Origin of the sequence: Vibrio sp. Isolate23 (assembly GCF_022398095.1) — a bacterium.
GTDB classification, from domain to species: Bacteria; Pseudomonadota; Gammaproteobacteria; order Enterobacterales; family Vibrionaceae; genus Vibrio; species Vibrio coralliilyticus_A.
Window position 1 is genome coordinate 1,351,206 of sequence record NZ_JAKEUV010000001.1, and the last position, 19,262, is coordinate 1,370,467.

Sequence of the window (19,262 nt, forward strand, 5' to 3'; positions counted from 1 at the left end):
ATTATAGGTCTAGTGGTTAAAAAATGATTCGAAGGAACGAGTCTCAATGCTACTCACTAATATATCTATAAAAAGTCGGTTGCTGATTTTATGCCTTATACCTACATTAGTCATAATTCTGTTTAGCGCCAATGCGGTCACTCGCATTCAGGACAGACTTCACAGCTACGCTGTCATTAGCGAAAAAAACCAAACACTCAGGCATTTGTCTGCATTTTCTAAGTATGTATATCAAGCGCTTAACCATCGCATGGAAGGACAGAATGCGGCTTTGGTACTGGGTATGGCCCAGCAATCATTGAATTTAGCTGCCGAGGTAGCGCATACCGAAGAGCATGTACATCACGGCATTAGAGATTCTAATCATACATTAAGCTACATTGAGGAGCTTAATGAGCTTATCCCCGAGCTCGCTACAGTCAGTTCCGATGGAAGCTTAGAATTAGGTCGTCTTATCTACACAGTCTTGTACGATCTCTATAGTGACGTTCAATCGATAGAGAGTCATAGTGCAGAGCTAAAAGTACATAAACTGGATCTTGTATTAAGTGATTTGAGTTGGTTGTATTTTTGGATGGAACAAGAAGCTTGGATTGCGCAGGAAATCAAAGCTATGGGCCTCTCATATGCGGAATACGCCAGTGAGTACTTTAAGATCAGTGAAAGGCAGCAGTTCTACCTAGACCAATTTGTCAATTTAGGAGCGGATTCCGAGCAAGTCACTACGTTACTGAATGTTTTTGCTAGTCGAGATTTTCAACGCGGGAGCTACTACAAGCAACACATGCTGTTTAGTGACAGTCAGCGAGAGAAATTAGAAGGCTTTGCCTCTGCTATTGAGCAACGTAATGTTCTAGTAGAAAAACAGCTAGGTGTGTTTTCAGACAAACTTCATGAAGAACTTCAAATAAGTATTAAGAGAAGTGAACATACATTATTGGCGATAGCCATCGGGGGGTTCATGCTCTTTGCGGGAATGTTTTTTTGGGGGACCAGTACCTTATACAGAATCAATTCTAAATTGGCGCACATACTTTCTGTGATGGGGAGTATGCGAAATAGTGGCAGTGTAGAACTGATCCCCGTAGATGGTAAAGATGAATTTTCTAAGTTTGCTCACAGTGTGAATTACGTGATTAAGACGCAAAAACAGTATGAGCAAGAGCTCGTCATTGCTAAAGAAAATGCAGAAGCGGCGAATCAGGCAAAAAGCTTATTCTTAGCCAATATGTCTCATGAAATCCGCACGCCATTAAACGGTATCATAGGTATGACGGAGATCTTGTCCGACAGCCATCTAACTTCTTCGCAAAAAGATATTCTTAGCGATATCGATGTGTCTTCACATGCACTGCTTATTCTTATCAACGATATTCTCGATTTATCGAAGATTGAATCTGGAAATCTAACCCTATCGCCAAGTCATTCTGATATTCGTGAATCCGCTTTTGAAGCAATGAATATGGTCAGCACTAAAGCACTTAAACAGCAGGTAGAACTTATAGCAACGCTTTCTGACAATATTCCAGATAGTTTGTATATTGATGAGTTTCGATTTAAACAAATTTTGATGAATTTACTCAGCAATGCGGTGAAATTTACTCAAGATGGCACAGTCTCGGTCACGATCACCATGCTCAATGAAGGACAGCAAGCATATTTAGATTGCTGTGTCACGGATACCGGCGTGGGCATTAATGAAGAAAAACTGGAGGAGATTTTCCAGCCATTTACTCAGGAAGATGGCAGTATTACTCGAAGATATGGTGGGACTGGGTTAGGACTAGCAATTTGTCGTCAGATTACAGAATTGATGGGAGGGCGTATCACGGCCAACTCTACTCTGGGGTTAGGAAGTTGTTTTCGCGTTTCTATTCCTGCGAACTCTGTCGTTGAGTCAAGCAGGGACAAAGTAAAAGGCAAAGCGTTGCTTATCACCAATAACAGCCGATACACCTCGTTGATCGAGAGCGAATCACAACGCTTTGGTTTGATGGTAACGACTTTAGAAAATGCCAATGAAGGTATAAAACTAGATGAGCAATTCGATTTGATTTTTTATTGTTATCATGCGCATCACAGTTCGCGTAGAGATCTGGCCTCACTTAGAGCACGGTTTAATTTCTCGGAAATCATTGGTTTACAGCACCATCTGTTTATGCTGCCAGATTCTGAAGCACTGGTATCATCTAATTTGACGCTTCCCTTCCTCGGCAGCAGATTTGAAACTGCGGTTACGAAAGCTCTCAACTCTATTCAACTGAATAGCAATCATGCTGAACCAATACAAAATCAAGCGCTTCGCTCAAATGAAAGCCGTTGTGTGTTGATCGTAGAAGATAATTTGATGAACCAAAAAATTGCGAGTTTCTTCCTTAGTAAGATTGGAATGAACTACCAGATTGCCAGTAATGGTGCAGAGGCAGTCAATATGTTTCAGTCTGGGCAGCAGTACACCGCAATATTGATGGATTGCATGATGCCAGTTATGGATGGACTGACAGCAACACGGAATATTCGTGCGTGGGAGATAGAGCAGGGAAGAAGCAGAACACCGATCATTGCTTTAACGGCCAGTGTCCTACCTGAAGAAATAGATAGCTGCTTTGCCGCCGGGATGGATGCTTACTTACCTAAACCTTATAAGTCTCAGCAGCTATTCGATACGTTTGAACGGCTACAGGTTGTCCTTTAAGTCTTCCAGCGGTAACCAGTTTACTTTCACACCGGCTTGGAGAAACATTTCTTGGCTGATTTTGATCTTGTCACCCCAGCGAGATAGGAAGTCATCTGTTTGCTCTGGGCAATGAACCGCGGAGATGCCAGTCTGGATAATTTTGGCAGCGCAATTAGGGCAAGGGAAGTGTGTCACCCAAATTTCACAGCCGTCTAAGTCGCGTTTAGCGAATAGGATCGCATTTTCTTCTGCGTGTAGCGTTTTGAGGTATTTCATCTCTCTGTCATCGGTCATGGCACTATCAGAAATGCCATGTGGATAGCCATTAAATCCAACAGAAACGATACGATTTTGTTTTGTAATGACAGCACCGACCTGAGTGGAAGGATCTTTACTCCATGAGCCGACAAGAACAGCCATTTGGTAAAAGCGTTGTGCCCATTTAGAAATCATTCAGTCATTCCTCTAGGAAGCAAACCCTGTATAGGGGAAAAAAGTAGTGTGATAGAGATCAGGTAATAATATCCTAATTTCGGTATAGATAGTCCAGTAAAATTCTGAGCGTTAGCCTCGGTAGGTGTGTCCTTTGGCTTTTTATAGTGATTCGTATCACATATTATCAGTCGAATTAGGGGTGGATTTGGTACTAATGGCTCGGGGTTCTGTGCGAGATCTCTTACAAATGCGTAAGTTTAATGACTATAAGTGGTGCGATAATTGTAGGTTCTTTATTTTAAGTGACTGTATCTTAAATATTTTGTTGGATTTTGCCCGTCAGCTTCGCTTTCAATGTGAGAAATTCGTCATTGTTAAAATACCTGAGGGGCATAATCTTAAGTGGTCAGCAGGATGCGGACACGGAACAGGAAAGACCCATGGACAGGTCATCTTCAGGACGAAGATTCGATTGCTCAGGATGAACAGTCGGCAAGGAAAGCGAAGGACATTAGCTGGACGCTAGTAACTAGGATGGTTACATCAAGGAAGGTTAATGGACGCTTAAAGGACTAAGGCAATTTCTATCAGGATGATAGATTCAGGGACACCGCTTAAGGATAAAGTGATGAGAGTTAGCGAGGATAGCTAACGGGCTGGATTGCCGAGGACACCGCTAGGAAGGCGATGATAAGGACAGAGCTGAAGGAATCAGCGAACTATCATGGAATAGATGCAGGGAGCACCTATAGTAGCCGGATTGCTGCGAGTAAGAATAAACCCCACTAAGTGAGAGCTTGGTGGGGTTTTCTTTTACTAATTGTTACAAATAGAGCTTTGCGCATGATTTCATTGAATGATTAACTGGCCGCTTCTAAGTAACAGAGGTAAATAACTTAAAATGGACGACCCCTTTAGTCGACTGATTCATTCTCCGGCTTCTTCATCCGAGGAGGCTTTTTTATGTTAGAACTTTTCATGCAACCCGAAACCTGGGTTATCTTCGCAACGTTATTCGCACTAGAGGTGGTACTCGGCGTCGATAATGTTGTGTTTATTTCCGTTCTTTGTGAACGACTTCCTGCACATCAGAGAAAACTAGCCCGTAACTTGGGTATTTCGTTGGCTGTTATTGCCCGAATTGTCCTAGTCTTCTCGATTTCATGGGTAATGTCGCTCACACAACCTGTATTGGAAATCATGTCATCGAGCTTTACCGGACGTGACTTGATAATGATCGCAGGTGGCGCCTTTTTATTGCTGAAAAGTCTCAAGGAGCTTTGGGCCTGGCTAGCGCACCAAGAAGCGGGACATTCAACTCATGTTCGAACTGGATTGGCTGTGGTTTTGCTACAGATAGTGGCTGTGGACGCCGTTTTCTCGATGGATTCTGTGATTACTGCGGTTGGATTAACGAGTGAAGTGCCCATTATGGTTGCTGCCATTCTCTCTTCAGCGGTGGTTATGGTTCTAACCGCGGAAAAGATTAATAACCTAGTGAGCCGATACCCTGGGTTTAAAACATTGGCATTATTATTTTTAGTGCTGCTTGGCGGATTGTTGATGGCAGAAGGTTTTGCTATCCACGTGAATAAGGGTTACGTCTATTTTGCAATGGCGTTTGGCTTAGTATTAGAACTGTGTCATATCCGACTCAAGAAAAAGCAATCGGTTCGAATAAAACGGATCCGGCCATTTAAGCTCAAAGCAGGAACCGTTAGGTCATAAATAGAAAGGGAAGCAGTGCTTCCCTTTATTCATTCAGTTGATGCTAACGACGGAAAGTTATGCTTTCTTCACTCTCCAAATGGATCGACGTAACCGCAGGTTGAGTTTGTGCGATGACTTTTCCGTGACGTACTGAGTAACGGACTGGAACTTGACGGCGAACGGCATCAAAGCCGTTTTCAGCGGGTAGAATTAATAAGTTTCCTGGCTTACCTTCTTCGACACCGTATCTATCTTGGATATTCAAAGTACGAGCCGAGTTGGTACTGATCAAATCAAGGGAGTTGTTGATTTGATCATAGCCCATTACTTGGCATACGTGCAGTCCCATATGAAGCACTTGAAGCATATTTGCGGTGCCTAATGGATACCAAGGATCAAACACATCATCATGGCCGAAACACACGTTGATATTAGCGTTGAGCATTTCTTTAACTCGAGTGACTCCACGCCGTTTTGGATACTCATCGAAGCGTCCTTGTAAGTGGATATTGACGAGTGGGTTAGCGACGAAGTTAATGCCTGACATTCTTAGCAAGCGGAAAAGCCTCGACGCATAAGCGCCGTTGTAGGACCCCATCGCTGTTGTGTGACTAGCTGTTACTTTATCTCCCATTTCATATTTATGCGCGAGGGCGGCGAGGGTCTCGACAAAGCGAGATTGTTCGTCGTCAATTTCGTCACAGTGCACATCAATCAAGCGGTTATACTTTCTTGCCAGTTCGAAAACATAGTGTAGAGATTCAACACCATATTCTCGTGTAAATTCGAAATGTGGAATCGCACCAATAACATCAGCGCCAAGCCTTACCGCTTCTTCGAGTAATTCTTTACCATTAGGGTAGGAGAGAATACCTTCCTGTGGGAACGCGACGATCTGAATCTCGACCCATTCCTTCATCTCTTCACGCACTTCAACCATCGCCTTCAAAGCGACAAGCGTCGGGTCCGATACGTCAATGTGAGTACGAACGTGTTGAACACCGTTGGCTATTTGCCATTTTAGAGTCTGTTTTGCACGAGCTTTAACATCTTCTATAGAAAGTATTTCTTTACGTTCAGCCCAACGTTCTATTCCTTCGAACAGTGTCCCGGAAATATTCCAGCTCGGCTCTCCCGCTGTCTGAGTTGTGTCCAAGTGGATGTGAGGCTCGCAAAATGGCGCAACGGCGAGTCCGCCTTCTGCATCTAAAATGTCACCAGAGTGATTAACAGCAATGTCGTTATCTAGGATCTGTTGAAATTGACCATTTTCAATCAGGATCTGTTTCAATCCTTCTTGATCTTGTAGTTTTGCATTTTTGATCAATATCTTAGTCATTATGCGTCCTTACGCGGATTGCGTGTCGAGTGTTTTCTTGTTTAAAAGTGGGTTGAGCACGACGTAACACAATGCGCCTCCCAATACGGCATTGATTGGTACAACTCCAGGGATAAACTTACCTGCTGCAACACCTACTGCCACTGCTACAATACCAGCCCAATTCACGTCTTTGAATTCTGTCGTAGTGAAATTTTGGTAGCGTTTTCTATTCATCAAGAAATCCGCAATGATGACGCCACCAATCGGCGGAATGGCAGTTGATAGGAACGTTAGCCAGCCAACAAAGTTGTTATACAGCCACAATGCGAAGATGGTGCCCACGATACCGTTGATAATAGACATCATAGTACTTGAGCGTCCGGTTATGTTAGAAAAGCCTAACCCTGAAGCGTATAAAGCATTTTCATTGGTGGTCCAGATATTGAGCCCAAGTACGATGATGGCAGGTAGTAGTAGGCCTTGAGCAATCATGACGTCCGAAATATCTGCCATACCCGTCGCTGCTGCCCCTGAGGCGCCGAAGACAAACATTAGTGAGTTACCGATAAAGAAGGCGATCATAGTGACCAGCACGGCGCCAGCTGGTTTTTTACCAAAGCGAACAAAATCTGCGGTGAGTGTACCTGCGCTGACAAATGAGCCTACGACCATTGCTAGTGCGACAGAGAAATCCATAGGCGTTTCTGGCTGAATAAGCTTGAGTTGTTCAAATCCACCCACGCTATCGACGGCCATGGATACTGAATAGCTGCCTAGTATCGCAATAGCAGGAACAGCAATCGCTGAAAGCACCATCAGCGCTTTAATGCCAAAGTAAACCGTCGCTGTCATTAGAAGACCGGACACAATGATCAATGTATTGGTATCAATGCCTGTCGCTTTTTGAACGGGTATAGCGAACATCGCAACACCTACACCAAACCAACCGACCTGTGTGCCACCAAGTAAAGCTGAAGGAAGCCATGAGCCTTTAGTTCCAAATGAGAATCGAGCGAGAAGGTGAGTGGAGAGACCAGTAGAAGACCCGATGTAGCCGAGGAAAGAAGTGTAAATACCGAGGATAAGATTGCCAATTAGGACTGCGAGAATAAAGTCATTAAATGAAAGGCCGGTACCGAGTGAGCCTCCTGTCCACATGCTTGCGGAGAAAAAGGTTAAGCCTAACATCACCATCGTGAGTGAGATGACGCCTTTTCTGGCTGTTGTTGGAACGGGTCCCAGGCTGTAGTTGTTATCTTCGGACATCTATCACCTCCACAAATAGATAAACAAACTTAAGTGAGTAAATTCTAGATAAACGGCCGTTATTATGGTGATAAATATCACTTGGTCAATCTAAATCCATAAGGTTTAACGTTTGCTTGGTATTGGTTGTAATTAATTTTTTATAAAACAAAAAGATAGTTTTATTATGAATTTAATAAAAAAAATATTAAAGATGATGTTATCGGTTTCTAAATGATACTTTTAGAGGTAAGTCCAATAGATTTAAACAAGTTTGTTATGAATGCGTGTCTGTAAGAATGGCTTTATACGTTGGCTTCACCAAGTTTCTGTTTCAAACGTCTGTTGACGTGATTTTGAGTATTTTTGGTGTGGAAGCATCAACTAATGTCTGATTTTGAGGCGTTGGCAATGAAGAAAGTCTATAGTGGTTATTTATCACATTAAATCGTAAGAAATTTAATAGACAAGATAAAAGAGAAAGCGTGCAATTATTGAGCGTATAAGTGCCATGTGATGATCATTGAACTGACACACCATTGTAGCAATGACGAACCATGATAGATGTGTTGGCAGTAGACAGAAAAAAAGCCAACCTCAATAAGTAAGATTGGCTTAAATCAGTGTGAACAAATTTGGTTCACTAACAACGTCAGTTGGCTAGGTGACCCTCGGCTTAAGAAGGGTCACCTTAATAAATGCAGTATATGTGCCAACTTTTATAGAGCGTAATTGCCTAGCATTTGGGCGCAATATAGCATTTTTTCGACTTTCAATTGCAATGTGCATTTGCATTTTGCGAATTAAAACGTTATTGCTAATGGTATTTCACACACTTTAAGACTTTCATTACATCACTTTCCTATCATTCTTGTTTAGAAAACCTTGCCAAGCTCAGAGTACCACTGTGTTTGAGATTGAGTTTCTGTTTCATTCGTACTGGAGATAACAAAGAAATGAAAAGTGCTAGCACGATGAGAATGTTGGCTTTTTTATGTTTTACTATTTCAATATATTGGCTGAAATAGCTGTGCTGAGTGACATGTATGGTAAAGCTATAGAAATTGACAGCTAATGCGATCGTTTTATGGTTATGTTAGTGAAAAGCAAAAGCCCGGATTCACCGGGCTGTAGGTAGTATGGGCTAAATAGAATAGAAGTAGTAGAGCTGGGACTTCATACGAATGATGATGCCACGGATAACATCGAGGAAGGCCATAAAGCCGATTGGTTTGTCTCCGCTAACCCAAGCGAGCCCAACAGAACCGACGGGAATGTCATAGCCCTCGGCTTCTTCTATTTTCAAGCGCACGAAGTGATGCTTATTTTGTACATTTTTTCCTGTCGTCACTCTTACCGATTCGTCCAAGCCCAATAAGTTGCTTTGTGATTCTCCCGTGGCTTCAACTATCCCCTCAACTTGAGCAGAAAAGATCTTACCTGGGTAGACTGAAGAAGAAAATTCAGCACTGTGTCCTAGTTTAACATTGCGAATCGCCTGATGATTGACTCGCATTAGCACGTATTTCTCATCTGTGTACATTTGCAGCCTAGGTAACATTGAGACACGCTGCCCCTCGCGCAAGATGAAGTTGGTAACAAAGCCATCAGCAGGTGCATGAACTTTGGTGCTGTCCAGCTCCCACTTTGCTTTTGCGAGTTTCTCTTGTGACTTTTTCCAATCAGCATGTTTAGATTTTACCGCTAATTCCGATTTCGTGATCGCGAGTTTGGCTTTTTCAGTGTCCACCTGTTTTGTTTTTAGCTTTGATTCTATGGTTGAGACGTTGTGTCGTGCCTTAGTGACGGCTGTTTCCTGCTTATCAATATCGCTCGCAGTGATGGTGTTATTCACGACACGGTTTTGCTCTCTGTAACGCTTTAACATTTTGTTCTGCAAACTGTAATCGGCTTTGGCAGCAGCAAGTTGGCTTTCTGTAGTCTCCAAATCCTGAGCCATTGACTCGTACGTTGCTTGTGAAATTGAAACATCCTCAAATGCCACTTCAAGCTCCACCATCGCGGACTCTTCTTCTACTTTTGCTTGGTTATAGGCGATTTGGTATTGAGTCGGGTCGATCTCGTAAATCAGTTGGCCTTTCTTTACCTTTTGGTTGGGCTCAATGTAAATCTTGTCGACTTTACCTGTTACGTTAGGAGAATCGGGGCGTAACTGGATATGAGGGGATTGCACCACCGAACCGCCAGATAGATCCATTGGCGTATAATTGATTAATCCGACCCAAACAAACATCAGCCAAGAAACCCCACCTAAATAGGCGAATGACTTGGTCGTGGTATTCCAAGGCATACCCACCAGTCTTAGCAGATAAATAAAAAGCGCCCAGACAGCTAAACCTTCTAACATTAAGCCTCCTCCTGTTTATCTTTTGTGTTGGGTGCGTGACGCCAAGTGTCGCGTAGGTTGACAATGGCTTTGTCCATATCGATAAAAGCGACAATGACTGCGACAACCCAAACCCAGTGCCAGATGAAACCAATCCATGTCAGCGCCGTTATCAGCCCTATTTGATGATGATCTTTGCTATGGGCTTTGTTGATTGGTAGTTCGTGAAACTTCCAGAATCCAAACAGAGCTGCACCGACAGTCGCAATCAAGACAATAGTTGCGACGACATGTAATGCGGTGTCTGCACCGGTTCCAACGAACGGGACACTTAATAAACTCATTTAAGGCTCCATTATTAATAAGGATCTGTATTGTGTTTCGGATTTGAAAATTAGCTTTGTATGTGACAGATTGATTCATATTAAATGTATAATTGATGTGATCTGTATATGGATAAAGTGCGCTTCATGCGTGTGTTGGGAATTCGACATATTCATCAGGAAGCGAGTTCGCGTTACCAAATTGACGATGGCGAACTGGTGATTCCGGAATCTGCGTTTCGCAATCCTATGACGCTGGTCCCAATGGTTGAAGTGAATCGCTGGTTTGAAAAATTAGAGGGCGTTACAGGAAACCCCGATGTGATTCTCGATATCAACCGTGATGTTGATGTTGGACAGATAGGTGTCATTTCTCACTGGCTTCTTTCTGGTAGTGATCTCGCATCGACCATTCGACGTGTGAATTATGGATTTAGTAGTCTGCAAAGCGGAGCGTTTCTATCTGCATCCCTGAGTGGTTCACTGATCAAATGGGCGTATCGGAACCCGATGATCGAACCTGAATGTAAAGTACACGACAGTGTCCGTATGGCGATGGCACTCACCAAGATCTTACGTACTTATCTTGGTCAGGATTTTTCTCCACTCAGAGTACAACTGTCTGGTTCCCGCAAGAATACAGCTAAATATGAAGCATATTTTGGCTGTGAGGTGGAATGGAGTCACTCGTCCACGGAGATATGGTTTCATTCGGAGCTGCGTTTAGCTACCAAGCAGCAAGCGAGGCTGCAGAAAGGGCGACTGGCGATGAATTTTGCTGACTTGGACGAATTGCTTAATATGCCTGACCCAGAAGATGAAGTGAAAGTGATTTATGAAACTCTTAACTACAGCCGCCATTATGGGCTGCCAACGGTAGAAAATGTTTCTAGCTTACTCGGGCTCTCAGTGCAGCAATTTCAACGTCGGTTGCGTAATCTAGGAATGAACTTCACCACTGTGAGTGGTTATGTACTGAGTAACATTGCGGTAGAGATGATGCGTCATGGTATCGAGATTGACGATATTGCTCAGCGCCTTGGGTATCAGAATATCGCTAGCTTTAATCGCATGTTTAAAAAACATCGGGGTCTGACGCCAAACCAGTACGTTCAGCGTTACTACTCTTAAAGACAGCCATCGCATGACCACCAAATAAAGCGCCTATGGGCGCTTTGTTAGCTGAAGTTTTATCGGCTGTACCAACGCTCACCATAAGCACTGCTGTAATCGGGTTCTTCCAAATGTGTGGATGCTTCTACTGGCTCAAGTGGGCCAACTGTCGTCCGATAGGGTAAGACGCCAGCCCACACAGGAAGATCCAAATCGGATTCATCATCGTTGACACCAAAACGACTGATTTTGACTGACGCTTCGCTTAAAGGCATCTTCAGCACCATTGTCGCGGCGAGTTCTCTATCATTACTTAATCTGACCTGCTCCGTTCTTCCGGGGGCAATCTGCTCTATAAAATGATTGAGTAGACGATCTTTTTCCTGCTTCTCTTCAACTACTTCAAATTGGCCGAAAACGACAGCTGAGCGATAGTGAGCGCTGTGGTGAAAAGCCGATCTTGCTAAAACCCAGCCATCGAATAGTGTGAATGTCAGGCAGGTTTGGTGGCCTTGTTTTAATGAGCGCAGCAATCGGCTGTTGTTCGCACCATGTATATACACATGTTCACCAACACGCCATGCCAATATAGGGATCACAATAGGGCCGTTAGCATCATTAATCGAGATATGGGCGATTAATGACTCATCAATTATTTGTTCAAGATGTTTGTCCTCGAACACGGCTTTGTGTGCGCCTTTTTTTATTTGGGTCCTTTCTGTGTTTGATAGCATTGCGTTTCTCCATTGGCTTGCAACTTATGGTTCCAATCTAATGTTTAACTGGTATGTTATTGAGAGCCAGTTTTAACAAAGTTATAGGTCCAGTTAATGGCGTTGATTGATATTGGAGATCTGACCCTCTCAGGTGGGGCGAGCACCTTACAACAGCAGTTATTTCATGCTATTCGAGCCAAAATAGTGAAAAGCTTGTGGCCATTGCAGGGTAAGTTGCCTTCGACGCGCAAGCTCGCCAGTGAGCTTAATGTGAGTCGTAATACCGTGACGGCGGCTTATGAGCAGCTGTTGGCGGAAGGCTACATAGAAAGTAAGCAAGGTTCGGGGTTCTACGTTGCGGTGGAGCTACCGGACAAATATGTGCCAGCGACCGTGACTCAGGGTACGCCTTCGGTCGAGTTCAACTGCTTTGATATCAATTCGTCATTTTCACCTGGCGTTCCAGATCTTTCACAGTTTCCGCTTAGTAAATGGCAACGGTTGTTGCAACGGCATGTTCTTCGCCCAGTGTTGCTCGGGAATCAAAATATTCAGGGCAGTGAAGCGCTTAGAGCGGCGCTGTCTGATTACTTGTCTTCTAGCCGCTCTGTTCACTGCTCAGCACAAAGAATCATTGTGACTTCTGGCGCGCAGCAGGCTTTGACCATTGCGATGGCAGCGACTTTGGAGCAGGGTGAGAAAGTCCTGATGGAGCAGCCTGGGTATGCCCAAATGACCAAGGTGCTCGAACTCAACCACTATCAGTTGGAACCTTTGACGGTGCATCAAGAAACAGGCTTTGAGTTGAGTGATGTCCTGAAAAGTACAGCACGAGCGCTATACATCACCCCGAGTAACCAATATCCGATGGGAACGACCATCAACACTGAAAATCGTCTGAAGTTGATTGAATGGGCGGCGAGTAATCAAGGGTGGATCATTGAAGATGATTATGACAGTGAGTTTCAGTTTGCACATCGGCCCTATACCAGCCTACAGGGATTAGCAGGGCAAATGGGGCTGGATGAGCACGTGATCTATATTGGCTCACTGAGTAAAGTGATGTTTAACGGCTTAAGGTTAGGTTATATGGTGGTGCCGGATAATTTAATTCAGCGCTGTCTTGAAATCAAAGATGCCATGAGCGGTGACTCTCCATCGCATACTCAGGAAACGTTAGCTGACTTTATTGCTGAAGGCCATTTACTGCGTCATATACGAAAAATGCGCCGACTTTACAAACAAAAGCATGAAGTTGTCAGCCAAGCCATTGAACAAGCATTCGGTGGACGGGTTACGATCATCAGCCAAGCTGCTGGTTTGCATGTCACGCTAAAATGGAGCGGCAGAATAGACGAGCATGAGTGGGTGAAAAGGGCCGCGAAGCATGGGATAGTGCTTCGGCCACTGAGCTATTATGAACATAACAAGGAGAGTCATCGAGAGTGGAGAGCGGTCGTGCTCGGTTTTGGTAATACGCCATTGCAAGAGATCGAACCCGGGATACAAGCACTTGCCCGATTATTTGAATCGTGATTGTATTGAACAAAATGTCATCAATTGAGGGAAGAATATGTGCCGCTGGTTAGCCTATCAGGGAGAGTCAATTTACTTAGACGAATTGGTGTATGAACCTGAGCACTCTCTGGTGCATCAAAGCCTCGATGCAAGAAAAGCCGTAACAAGGGTCAACGCCGACGGCTTTGGATTGGGCTGGTACACTGAGCGAGACACTCCAGGACAGTTCCACGAAGTCTTACCGGCTTGGGGAGATGAAAACCTGCGCTCATTAACTCACCACATTCGTTCCCATCGATTTATGGCCCATGTTCGCTCTTCCACAGGGACTCAGGTTTCTCGTTCTAATTGTCATCCGTTTATCATCGATAATTGGATGTTTTTGCATAATGGTCAGATTGGGGGCTTTGAACAAATAAAATATGAGTTACATAAGAAGTTATCGGAGCCGTTGTTCCTCCAGCGCATGGGCACAACGGATAGCGAGCTTATCTTTCTTTTAATGTTACAAAATGGCCTACGTGAGCAGCCTGTTGAAGCGATTCGTACAACTCTCAAGGATATAGGTCAGCTGGCGACATCGAGAGGAATAGAAGAACCATTGAAAGCATCGATTTGTATTTCGGATGGTGAGCAATTTTGGGTCGTGCGTTATAGCTCAGCGAATGATGCGCCAACCGTCTTCATTCGACAAGATGGCGCAAACATTGCTCTGGCATCAGAGCCGTTGGAAAAAAGCGCTGATTGGAGAAAAGTCTCTGCGCAAAGTATTTTGTCTATAAAGGGTGACGCCGTAACCTATCATGCTATTTAGCCCGACTTTGATTGAGAGAGCGTCGCTTTCCCCAGGGGAGAGAAAGAACGGCGAAAATAGTGACGGCATATAGCATTGACCAACCTAAGCAGATAAATACGCCAGTACATATAAACAATGACACGCCAGCCATCCATTTACTGGTACCTGTCAGGAGCTTATAGGCTGAAAGCATGGCCAAAAGGTAAACCAGAACGAAAATGCCATTGGCCAGCTTTAGAAAAAACTCAAGATCTAGGCCTGAAATTTCCCCGACCAAACATGAAAGCACTAGCACCACGCCGACTACCAAAGTTGCGTTGGCCGGAACGCCGCGAATTGAGACTCTGGCTAAGGCGCTTTTAGGTTTGTATTCGCGTGCCTGAGCCCAGACCATTCTTGAGAGACTCTGTGTGTATAGATTGACGCTAGCAAAACAGGCAGCAAACCCAAGGGCGCTGATGAGCAGTTTAAACTGTTCACCAAACAGCATTTCTGATAACCAAGGTATGGAAGCGCTGTCGAATTCGCTGCTTCCATAGGCACCAAACTTTAAAATAACGACGGAGCAGGCCCAGTAAGCGGCTCCAGCGACAAAACAACCGATAATGATCGCAATGGGGAAATCTCTTTGCGGGTTTTTAAACTCTTCTCCCATGTGTGCGAAAGCCTCTATCCCGACAAAACACCAAAACATAACGGCTAGTGCAGCCCCAATACTCCAAGTTGATTCGGAGGAGAGCGCTGGCATCGTCAGATCTTGCGCACCAATATCACCTTTCCACCAGAATGCTGCGACCAGAATGAAGATACTGAGCGCAATAAGCGTCTGAAGGCGCCCCGATGACTTTGTGCCTGCCAGATTAACAGCGATCAACAGAAATACCGTTAGCAGTTGGGCGAAAGTAGAGGAGTTCAGCGCTTCGGGCAGTAATTGTTGTAAAAAGCCAGCGGCGAGTGCCACCGCGGCAGGTACACCGACGGGAATTACACTGACAAATAACCAAGCCACGCTTTTTTCAAGGCGCTTATCAAATGCTTGACGTACAAAATACGCGGTTCCACCTGCGTTCGGGTAACGCTTACCTAACTGAGCAAAGGTCAGCGCAATCGGACATATCGCAATAAATAGAATGAGCCACGCCCAAAGAGAAAGTGAACCAGCGATGCCAGCTGCAATCGCGGGGACCATAAAAAGGCCAGTACCCAGCAAGGTCGTTGAGAGTTGCCCAACGCCTGATAATAATGTGATTTCTTGTTTTAGCTGCCCCATGGTTCCTTTCCCGTAATTTTTTTTGATAGCTTACTCAAACATTAAGAGAAACACAGCAAACAATTTGTCGGATTTATATGTCACTTTGGCGGAACTGAGGGAGGTAAATAGGCAGATTGCACTCTTTCGCCCAACGGCTTTTTGTGTCACATTACCTGAAATCAACAGGATAAGTTGAGGTATGACAGGAAGTAATATGGATAAGTTTGATAACCAAATTCTTAATATCTTAAAACATAACGCCAGAGCATCGGTCAGTGATATTGCTCGTCAAGTGAATTTGTCACGTTCAGCTGTTACTGCAAGAATTCAAAAACTGGAACAAGAGAAAGTGATTCTTGGTTATCACGCCAATATTGCCCAAGACGAGCCGGAGTCGATACAAGCCTACATTGCCTTAAAATTCGATATGTCTGCGTCGTCACATTATTGTGAGTCGTACGCTGCGAAGATCTATAAGATCGAGGGAGTGAAGTGGTGTCACGCCATTACAGGGGAAACGGACATGATGTTGTTTGTTGAAGTGCCTACCATGGCTAGGCTTAATGCAGTTCGCGATGAATTACAAACGATTCCGGAGCTACGTCACCTAATGACCCACACTGTACTCACGGAGTTTTTTAATACCCGTCATGTCTCTTAATCATATCAATCTCAATTTATTGCGCTCGTTGCAGGTACTGCTAGAGGAATGTCATGTCAGTAAGGCTGCAGAACGACTTAACATCACCCAATCTGCAGTGAGTCGCCAGCTCGCCCAATTAAGAGACTTATGTGGTGACCCGTTATTGGTGCGTGACGGTAATGCTTTGGTTCCGACCCCAAGAGCGCTCGCAATGCAGGCAAAACTCAATTTGCTTTTGGGCGAGTTTGAACAGCTGCTGCATGACAAACCATTCGATCCTAAAACTTGGAAGCAGGAGTTCGTTTTGTCTTCCAGTGATTATGTTGCTCAGTACATAGTGCCAGATGTTGTTGCGGTAATGGTGGAGCAAGCCCCTAACGTCAACTTGGCTTATCGACTTTGGCAGCCTGATTATCTTCAGCAGTTTGGCGAAACGGGTATCCACTTAGCGTCAACCATGCAGCCAGAGAAACCTGCTAATGTAACCAGTGTGAAGCTTGGGGAAGACAAGTCGGTTTGCCTTATGCATCGCTCTCATCCATTATCGTCTAAACGCACACTGACTGTAGAAGATTTAATCGCTTATCCGCACTTGAAAGTGACCGGAGGGGGAGACAAAGATTCCAGCACTGACATGGTATTGAAAAATTTAGGTTATGAAAGGCGGGTAGCGCTGAAAGTGCCTTTCTTCTTTGCTGCCGTGAATGCGCTAGTTTCTAGTGATTATTTAATGGTAGTGCCTGAACACATTGCGTTGAACTTATCCGCCAATCACGATCTGGAATATCGCCCGCTACCGTTTGACACGGAAGCGCATCAGTATTGGCTTATGTGGCACCCTAAGTATGATCAAGATAAAGCCCATCAGTGGATGCGTGAGAGGGTGCTTCATGCGATCCGCACCTCAAGGTATTCTATTAGTATGATTTGAAGTCATAGCTAATATAATAAACTTTGATTTCAAATCATTATTTCGCTGCGATAATTTAATGGTATTACTCTAGTTTCAGGAAAAAATAATGACACTCACAATCTGGCTATCACTTTTCACGATCTGCATTTTAGGGGCGATGTCACCCGGACCAAGCCTAGCGATGGTGGCCAAGCATAGTTTGGCTGGTGGTCGTAGAAATGGTTTGGCAACGGCATGGGCGCATGCATTTGGAATCGGTATATATGCTTTTATTACCCTGATTGGTCTTGCCGTTGTCCTGCAACAGTCACCACTGCTATTCAAAGCAATCAGTTATTCGGGGGCGGCGTATTTGGCTTATCTTGGCTACAACGCTCTGCGCTCAAAAGGTGGCGTGGCAGCGAAGTTAGAATCAGGAGAGCACACAACGGCTTGGCAGTCGGCAAAAGAGGGCTTTCTTATCTCAATCTTGAGTCCGAAAATTGCCTTGTTTTTTATCGCGTTGTTCAGCCAATTTGTGGCCGTTGGAGATAGCTTTGCAGCCAAAGCACTGATTGTATTAACCCCTTTTGCTGTCGATGGTCTGTGGTACACCCTGATTACTTTTTTACTCTCTAGCCCCCGTTTGCTAGACAAAATTCGTTCCAGAGCACAATTGATTGATCGTTTGTCAGGTGCCGTGTTGATTTTTTTAGCGGTGCGAGTCGTCATGACAGTGTAAGATACTCAATACATATGAGAATAGATAACAAAGGAGCCCTTGGCTCCTTTTGTCATGATTGGAGAAGAAAGGATGATTAGACTTGCTGTTATCGGAACAAACTGGATCACAGACCAATTCATTGAGGCCGCATTAAAAACCGATCTGTATCTTTTAGCAGGCGTGTATTCCCGTTCTATTGAAAAAGCGAAAGCGTTTGCCGAGAAATATGATTCACCAGCTCTGTTCGATGATTTTGACGAATTGGCCACTTCAACAGAGATTGATGTGGTTTACATTGCCAGCCCGAATTCACTGCATGCCCCACAAGCGATAAGGCTACTAGAAGCAGGGAAACATGTGATTTGTGAAAAGCCTCTGGCCGCCAATGAGACGTTAGCGCAACAGATGTATCAGACGGCATTAGCAAATGATGTTGTGTTGTTTGAAGCATTTATGTCACCACATACTCCCAACTTTAAATTATTGAAAGAGCATAGCCGCTACATCGGTAAGATTCGTAAAGCATTGATTACTTACTGTCAGTATTCATCGCGTTATCCTAAGTATCTGGCGGGTGAAAACCCAAATACGTTTAATCCTGCTTTTGCAAACGGCTCAATTATGGATATTGGCTACTATTGTGTAGGCGCCGCGGTAGAGTTATTTGGTGAACCACTTAATGTGAAAGCTCACGCCCAGCTGCTAGACAGTGGTGTGGACGGAAGTGGAAGTGTGATTTTGGGTTATGATGGCTTTGAAGTCGTGCTTCAGCACTCTAAAACCAGTGACTCCTATTTACCAAGCGAAATTCAAGGCGAAGAGGGCGCGCTTTTGATGGAGATGATTTCTACGGGTAAAAAGCTGACCAAGATTACAAAAGGCAGTGTTGGAGTGGATTTGAGTGTGAAACAAGATCCGAACCCAATGTATTACGAAGCCTTGGTTTTTGCTAAGCAATTTGAAACGAACAAAATGAACGAAGACTGTATGAAGCGCTCACTGATTGTGGCTAAATTGCTGACAGAAATTCGTAAACAAACGGGCGTAATATTCCCGGCAGACGTATAAGAGAGAAAGATATGCAAGCTGAAGTTAAGTGGGTTGAAGAATTTAAGTTTCTTGGTCACTCTCAATCTGGTCACTCTGTGGTCATGGATGGTAATGGCGGTGCAACTGCACCAAGCCCAATGGAGATGGTTCTGATGGCGGCGGGTGGCTGCAGCTCAGTTGATGTTGTTGACGGGCTAAAAGAAGCGGCGCAAAAGGTAACAAGTTGCACGGCAAAAATGTCGACTGAGCGTCGTGAAACCGCGCCTAGAATTTTCACCAAAGTAAATATTCATTTTGAGGTGTCTGGTGAAAATTTGGATGCCGAGGTTGTCGCAAAAGTAACAGCAGACTCTCTAGAAAAGTATTGTTCCGTGTGCCTGATGCTAGGTGAAGGCGTAGAAATGACCCACAGTTGGGACATAGTATAGCTTACTATAAAACGTGGAAAGCCGGGTTTACAACTCGGCTTTTTTGTCAATTACGGAAATGATCCTCTGTCA

The 19,262-nt window shown here is 44.4% G+C and carries 17 protein-coding genes; 10 read left to right on the forward strand and 7 right to left on the reverse strand.

The annotated features are described in order from the left end of the window. Window positions 1-46 precede the first annotated feature (46 nt). Complete coding sequence (locus tag L1D31_RS06050) at window positions 47-2,695, forward strand: ATP-binding protein (protein WP_239836148.1); 2,649 nt, start codon at window positions 47-49, stop codon at window positions 2,693-2,695. On the opposite strand, the gene L1D31_RS06055 is transcribed toward L1D31_RS06050, so the two are convergent. Continuing rightward, window positions 2,678-3,130, reverse strand: a complete 453-nt coding sequence (locus tag L1D31_RS06055) for a cytidine/deoxycytidylate deaminase family protein (RefSeq protein WP_239836149.1) — start codon at window positions 3,128-3,130, stop codon at window positions 2,678-2,680. The genes L1D31_RS06050 and L1D31_RS06055 overlap by 18 nt on opposite strands. A 945-nt stretch (window positions 3,131-4,075) precedes the next feature. Between L1D31_RS06055 and L1D31_RS06060 the strand changes: the two genes are divergently transcribed. Then, window positions 4,076-4,840, forward strand: a complete 765-nt coding sequence (locus L1D31_RS06060; RefSeq protein ID WP_239836150.1) for a TerC family protein — start codon at window positions 4,076-4,078, stop codon at window positions 4,838-4,840. Between the two features lie 43 nt (window positions 4,841-4,883). Here the strand turns inward: L1D31_RS06060 and L1D31_RS06065 are convergent, their stop codons facing one another. From L1D31_RS06065 to L1D31_RS06080, 4 genes are all read right to left on the reverse strand, one after another. Next, a complete protein-coding gene (locus L1D31_RS06065; protein WP_239836151.1) occupies window positions 4,884-6,161 on the reverse strand; it encodes a cytosine deaminase in 1,278 nt (425 codons plus the stop codon). Window positions 6,162-6,170: 9 nt separating this feature from the next. Further along, window positions 6,171-7,409 carry a cytosine permease gene (gene codB, locus L1D31_RS06070; RefSeq protein WP_239836152.1) on the reverse strand — a complete coding sequence of 413 codons (1,239 nt, stop codon included), beginning with the start codon at window positions 7,407-7,409 and terminating at the stop codon, window positions 6,171-6,173. A 1,123-nt stretch (window positions 7,410-8,532) separates the two neighbouring features. After that, window positions 8,533-9,756: a biotin/lipoyl-binding protein gene (locus tag L1D31_RS06075; protein WP_239836153.1), complete on the reverse strand. Its 1,224-nt coding sequence runs from the start codon at window positions 9,754-9,756 to the stop codon at window positions 8,533-8,535. Further along, window positions 9,756-10,079, reverse strand: a complete 324-nt coding sequence (locus tag L1D31_RS06080) for an MFS transporter (RefSeq protein ID WP_095571503.1) — start codon at window positions 10,077-10,079, stop codon at window positions 9,756-9,758. The genes L1D31_RS06075 and L1D31_RS06080 overlap by 1 nt, the downstream gene beginning before the upstream one ends. A gap of 108 nt (window positions 10,080-10,187) precedes the next feature. Here L1D31_RS06080 and L1D31_RS06085 point away from each other — a divergent pair, with 108 nt between their 5' ends. After that, on the forward strand, window positions 10,188-11,189 hold the full coding sequence (locus L1D31_RS06085) for an AraC family transcriptional regulator (RefSeq protein ID WP_239836154.1): 1,002 nt from the start codon (window positions 10,188-10,190) through the stop codon (window positions 11,187-11,189). A gap of 59 nt (window positions 11,190-11,248) precedes the next feature. On the opposite strand, the gene L1D31_RS06090 is transcribed toward L1D31_RS06085, so the two are convergent. Beyond that, on the reverse strand, window positions 11,249-11,905 hold the full coding sequence (locus tag L1D31_RS06090; RefSeq protein ID WP_239836155.1) for a pyridoxamine 5'-phosphate oxidase family protein: 657 nt from the start codon (window positions 11,903-11,905) through the stop codon (window positions 11,249-11,251). Window positions 11,906-12,001: 96 nt separating this feature from the next. On the opposite strand from L1D31_RS06090, the gene L1D31_RS06095 reads away from it, so the two are divergent. Both L1D31_RS06095 and L1D31_RS06100 read left to right on the forward strand, forming a co-directional pair. Continuing rightward, window positions 12,002-13,423 carry a PLP-dependent aminotransferase family protein gene (locus tag L1D31_RS06095; protein ID WP_239836156.1) on the forward strand — a complete coding sequence of 474 codons (1,422 nt, stop codon included), beginning with the start codon at window positions 12,002-12,004 and terminating at the stop codon, window positions 13,421-13,423. A 37-nt stretch (window positions 13,424-13,460) separates the two neighbouring features. After that, window positions 13,461-14,219, forward strand: coding sequence for a class II glutamine amidotransferase (locus L1D31_RS06100; RefSeq protein WP_239836157.1), 759 nt, complete (start codon window positions 13,461-13,463; stop codon window positions 14,217-14,219). Here L1D31_RS06100 and yjeH read toward each other — a convergent pair. Then, window positions 14,212-15,471: an L-methionine/branched-chain amino acid transporter gene (gene yjeH / locus L1D31_RS06105; protein WP_239836158.1), complete on the reverse strand. Its 1,260-nt coding sequence runs from the start codon at window positions 15,469-15,471 to the stop codon at window positions 14,212-14,214. The genes L1D31_RS06100 and yjeH overlap by 8 nt on opposite strands. A 196-nt stretch (window positions 15,472-15,667) precedes the next feature. Here yjeH and L1D31_RS06110 point away from each other — a divergent pair, with 196 nt between their 5' ends. The 5 genes from L1D31_RS06110 (at window position 15,668) to L1D31_RS06130 (ending at window position 19,190) form a co-directional block, all read left to right on the forward strand. Next, window positions 15,668-16,114: an Lrp/AsnC family transcriptional regulator gene (locus L1D31_RS06110; RefSeq protein ID WP_239836159.1), complete on the forward strand. Its 447-nt coding sequence runs from the start codon at window positions 15,668-15,670 to the stop codon at window positions 16,112-16,114. Continuing rightward, on the forward strand, window positions 16,104-17,027 hold the full coding sequence (locus L1D31_RS06115) for a LysR family transcriptional regulator (RefSeq protein ID WP_239836160.1): 924 nt from the start codon (window positions 16,104-16,106) through the stop codon (window positions 17,025-17,027). Before L1D31_RS06110 ends, L1D31_RS06115 begins: the two co-directional genes overlap by 11 nt. An 88-nt stretch (window positions 17,028-17,115) precedes the next feature. Further along, window positions 17,116-17,730 (forward strand): LysE family translocator, encoded by a 615-nt coding sequence (locus L1D31_RS06120; protein ID WP_239836161.1) that lies wholly within the window; start codon window positions 17,116-17,118, stop codon window positions 17,728-17,730. A gap of 72 nt (window positions 17,731-17,802) precedes the next feature. Then, on the forward strand, window positions 17,803-18,780 hold the full coding sequence (locus L1D31_RS06125; protein WP_239836162.1) for a Gfo/Idh/MocA family oxidoreductase: 978 nt from the start codon (window positions 17,803-17,805) through the stop codon (window positions 18,778-18,780). A gap of 11 nt (window positions 18,781-18,791) precedes the next feature. Further along, window positions 18,792-19,190: an OsmC family protein gene (locus tag L1D31_RS06130; protein ID WP_239836163.1), complete on the forward strand. Its 399-nt coding sequence runs from the start codon at window positions 18,792-18,794 to the stop codon at window positions 19,188-19,190. The last annotated feature ends 72 nt before the right edge of the window (window positions 19,191-19,262 follow it).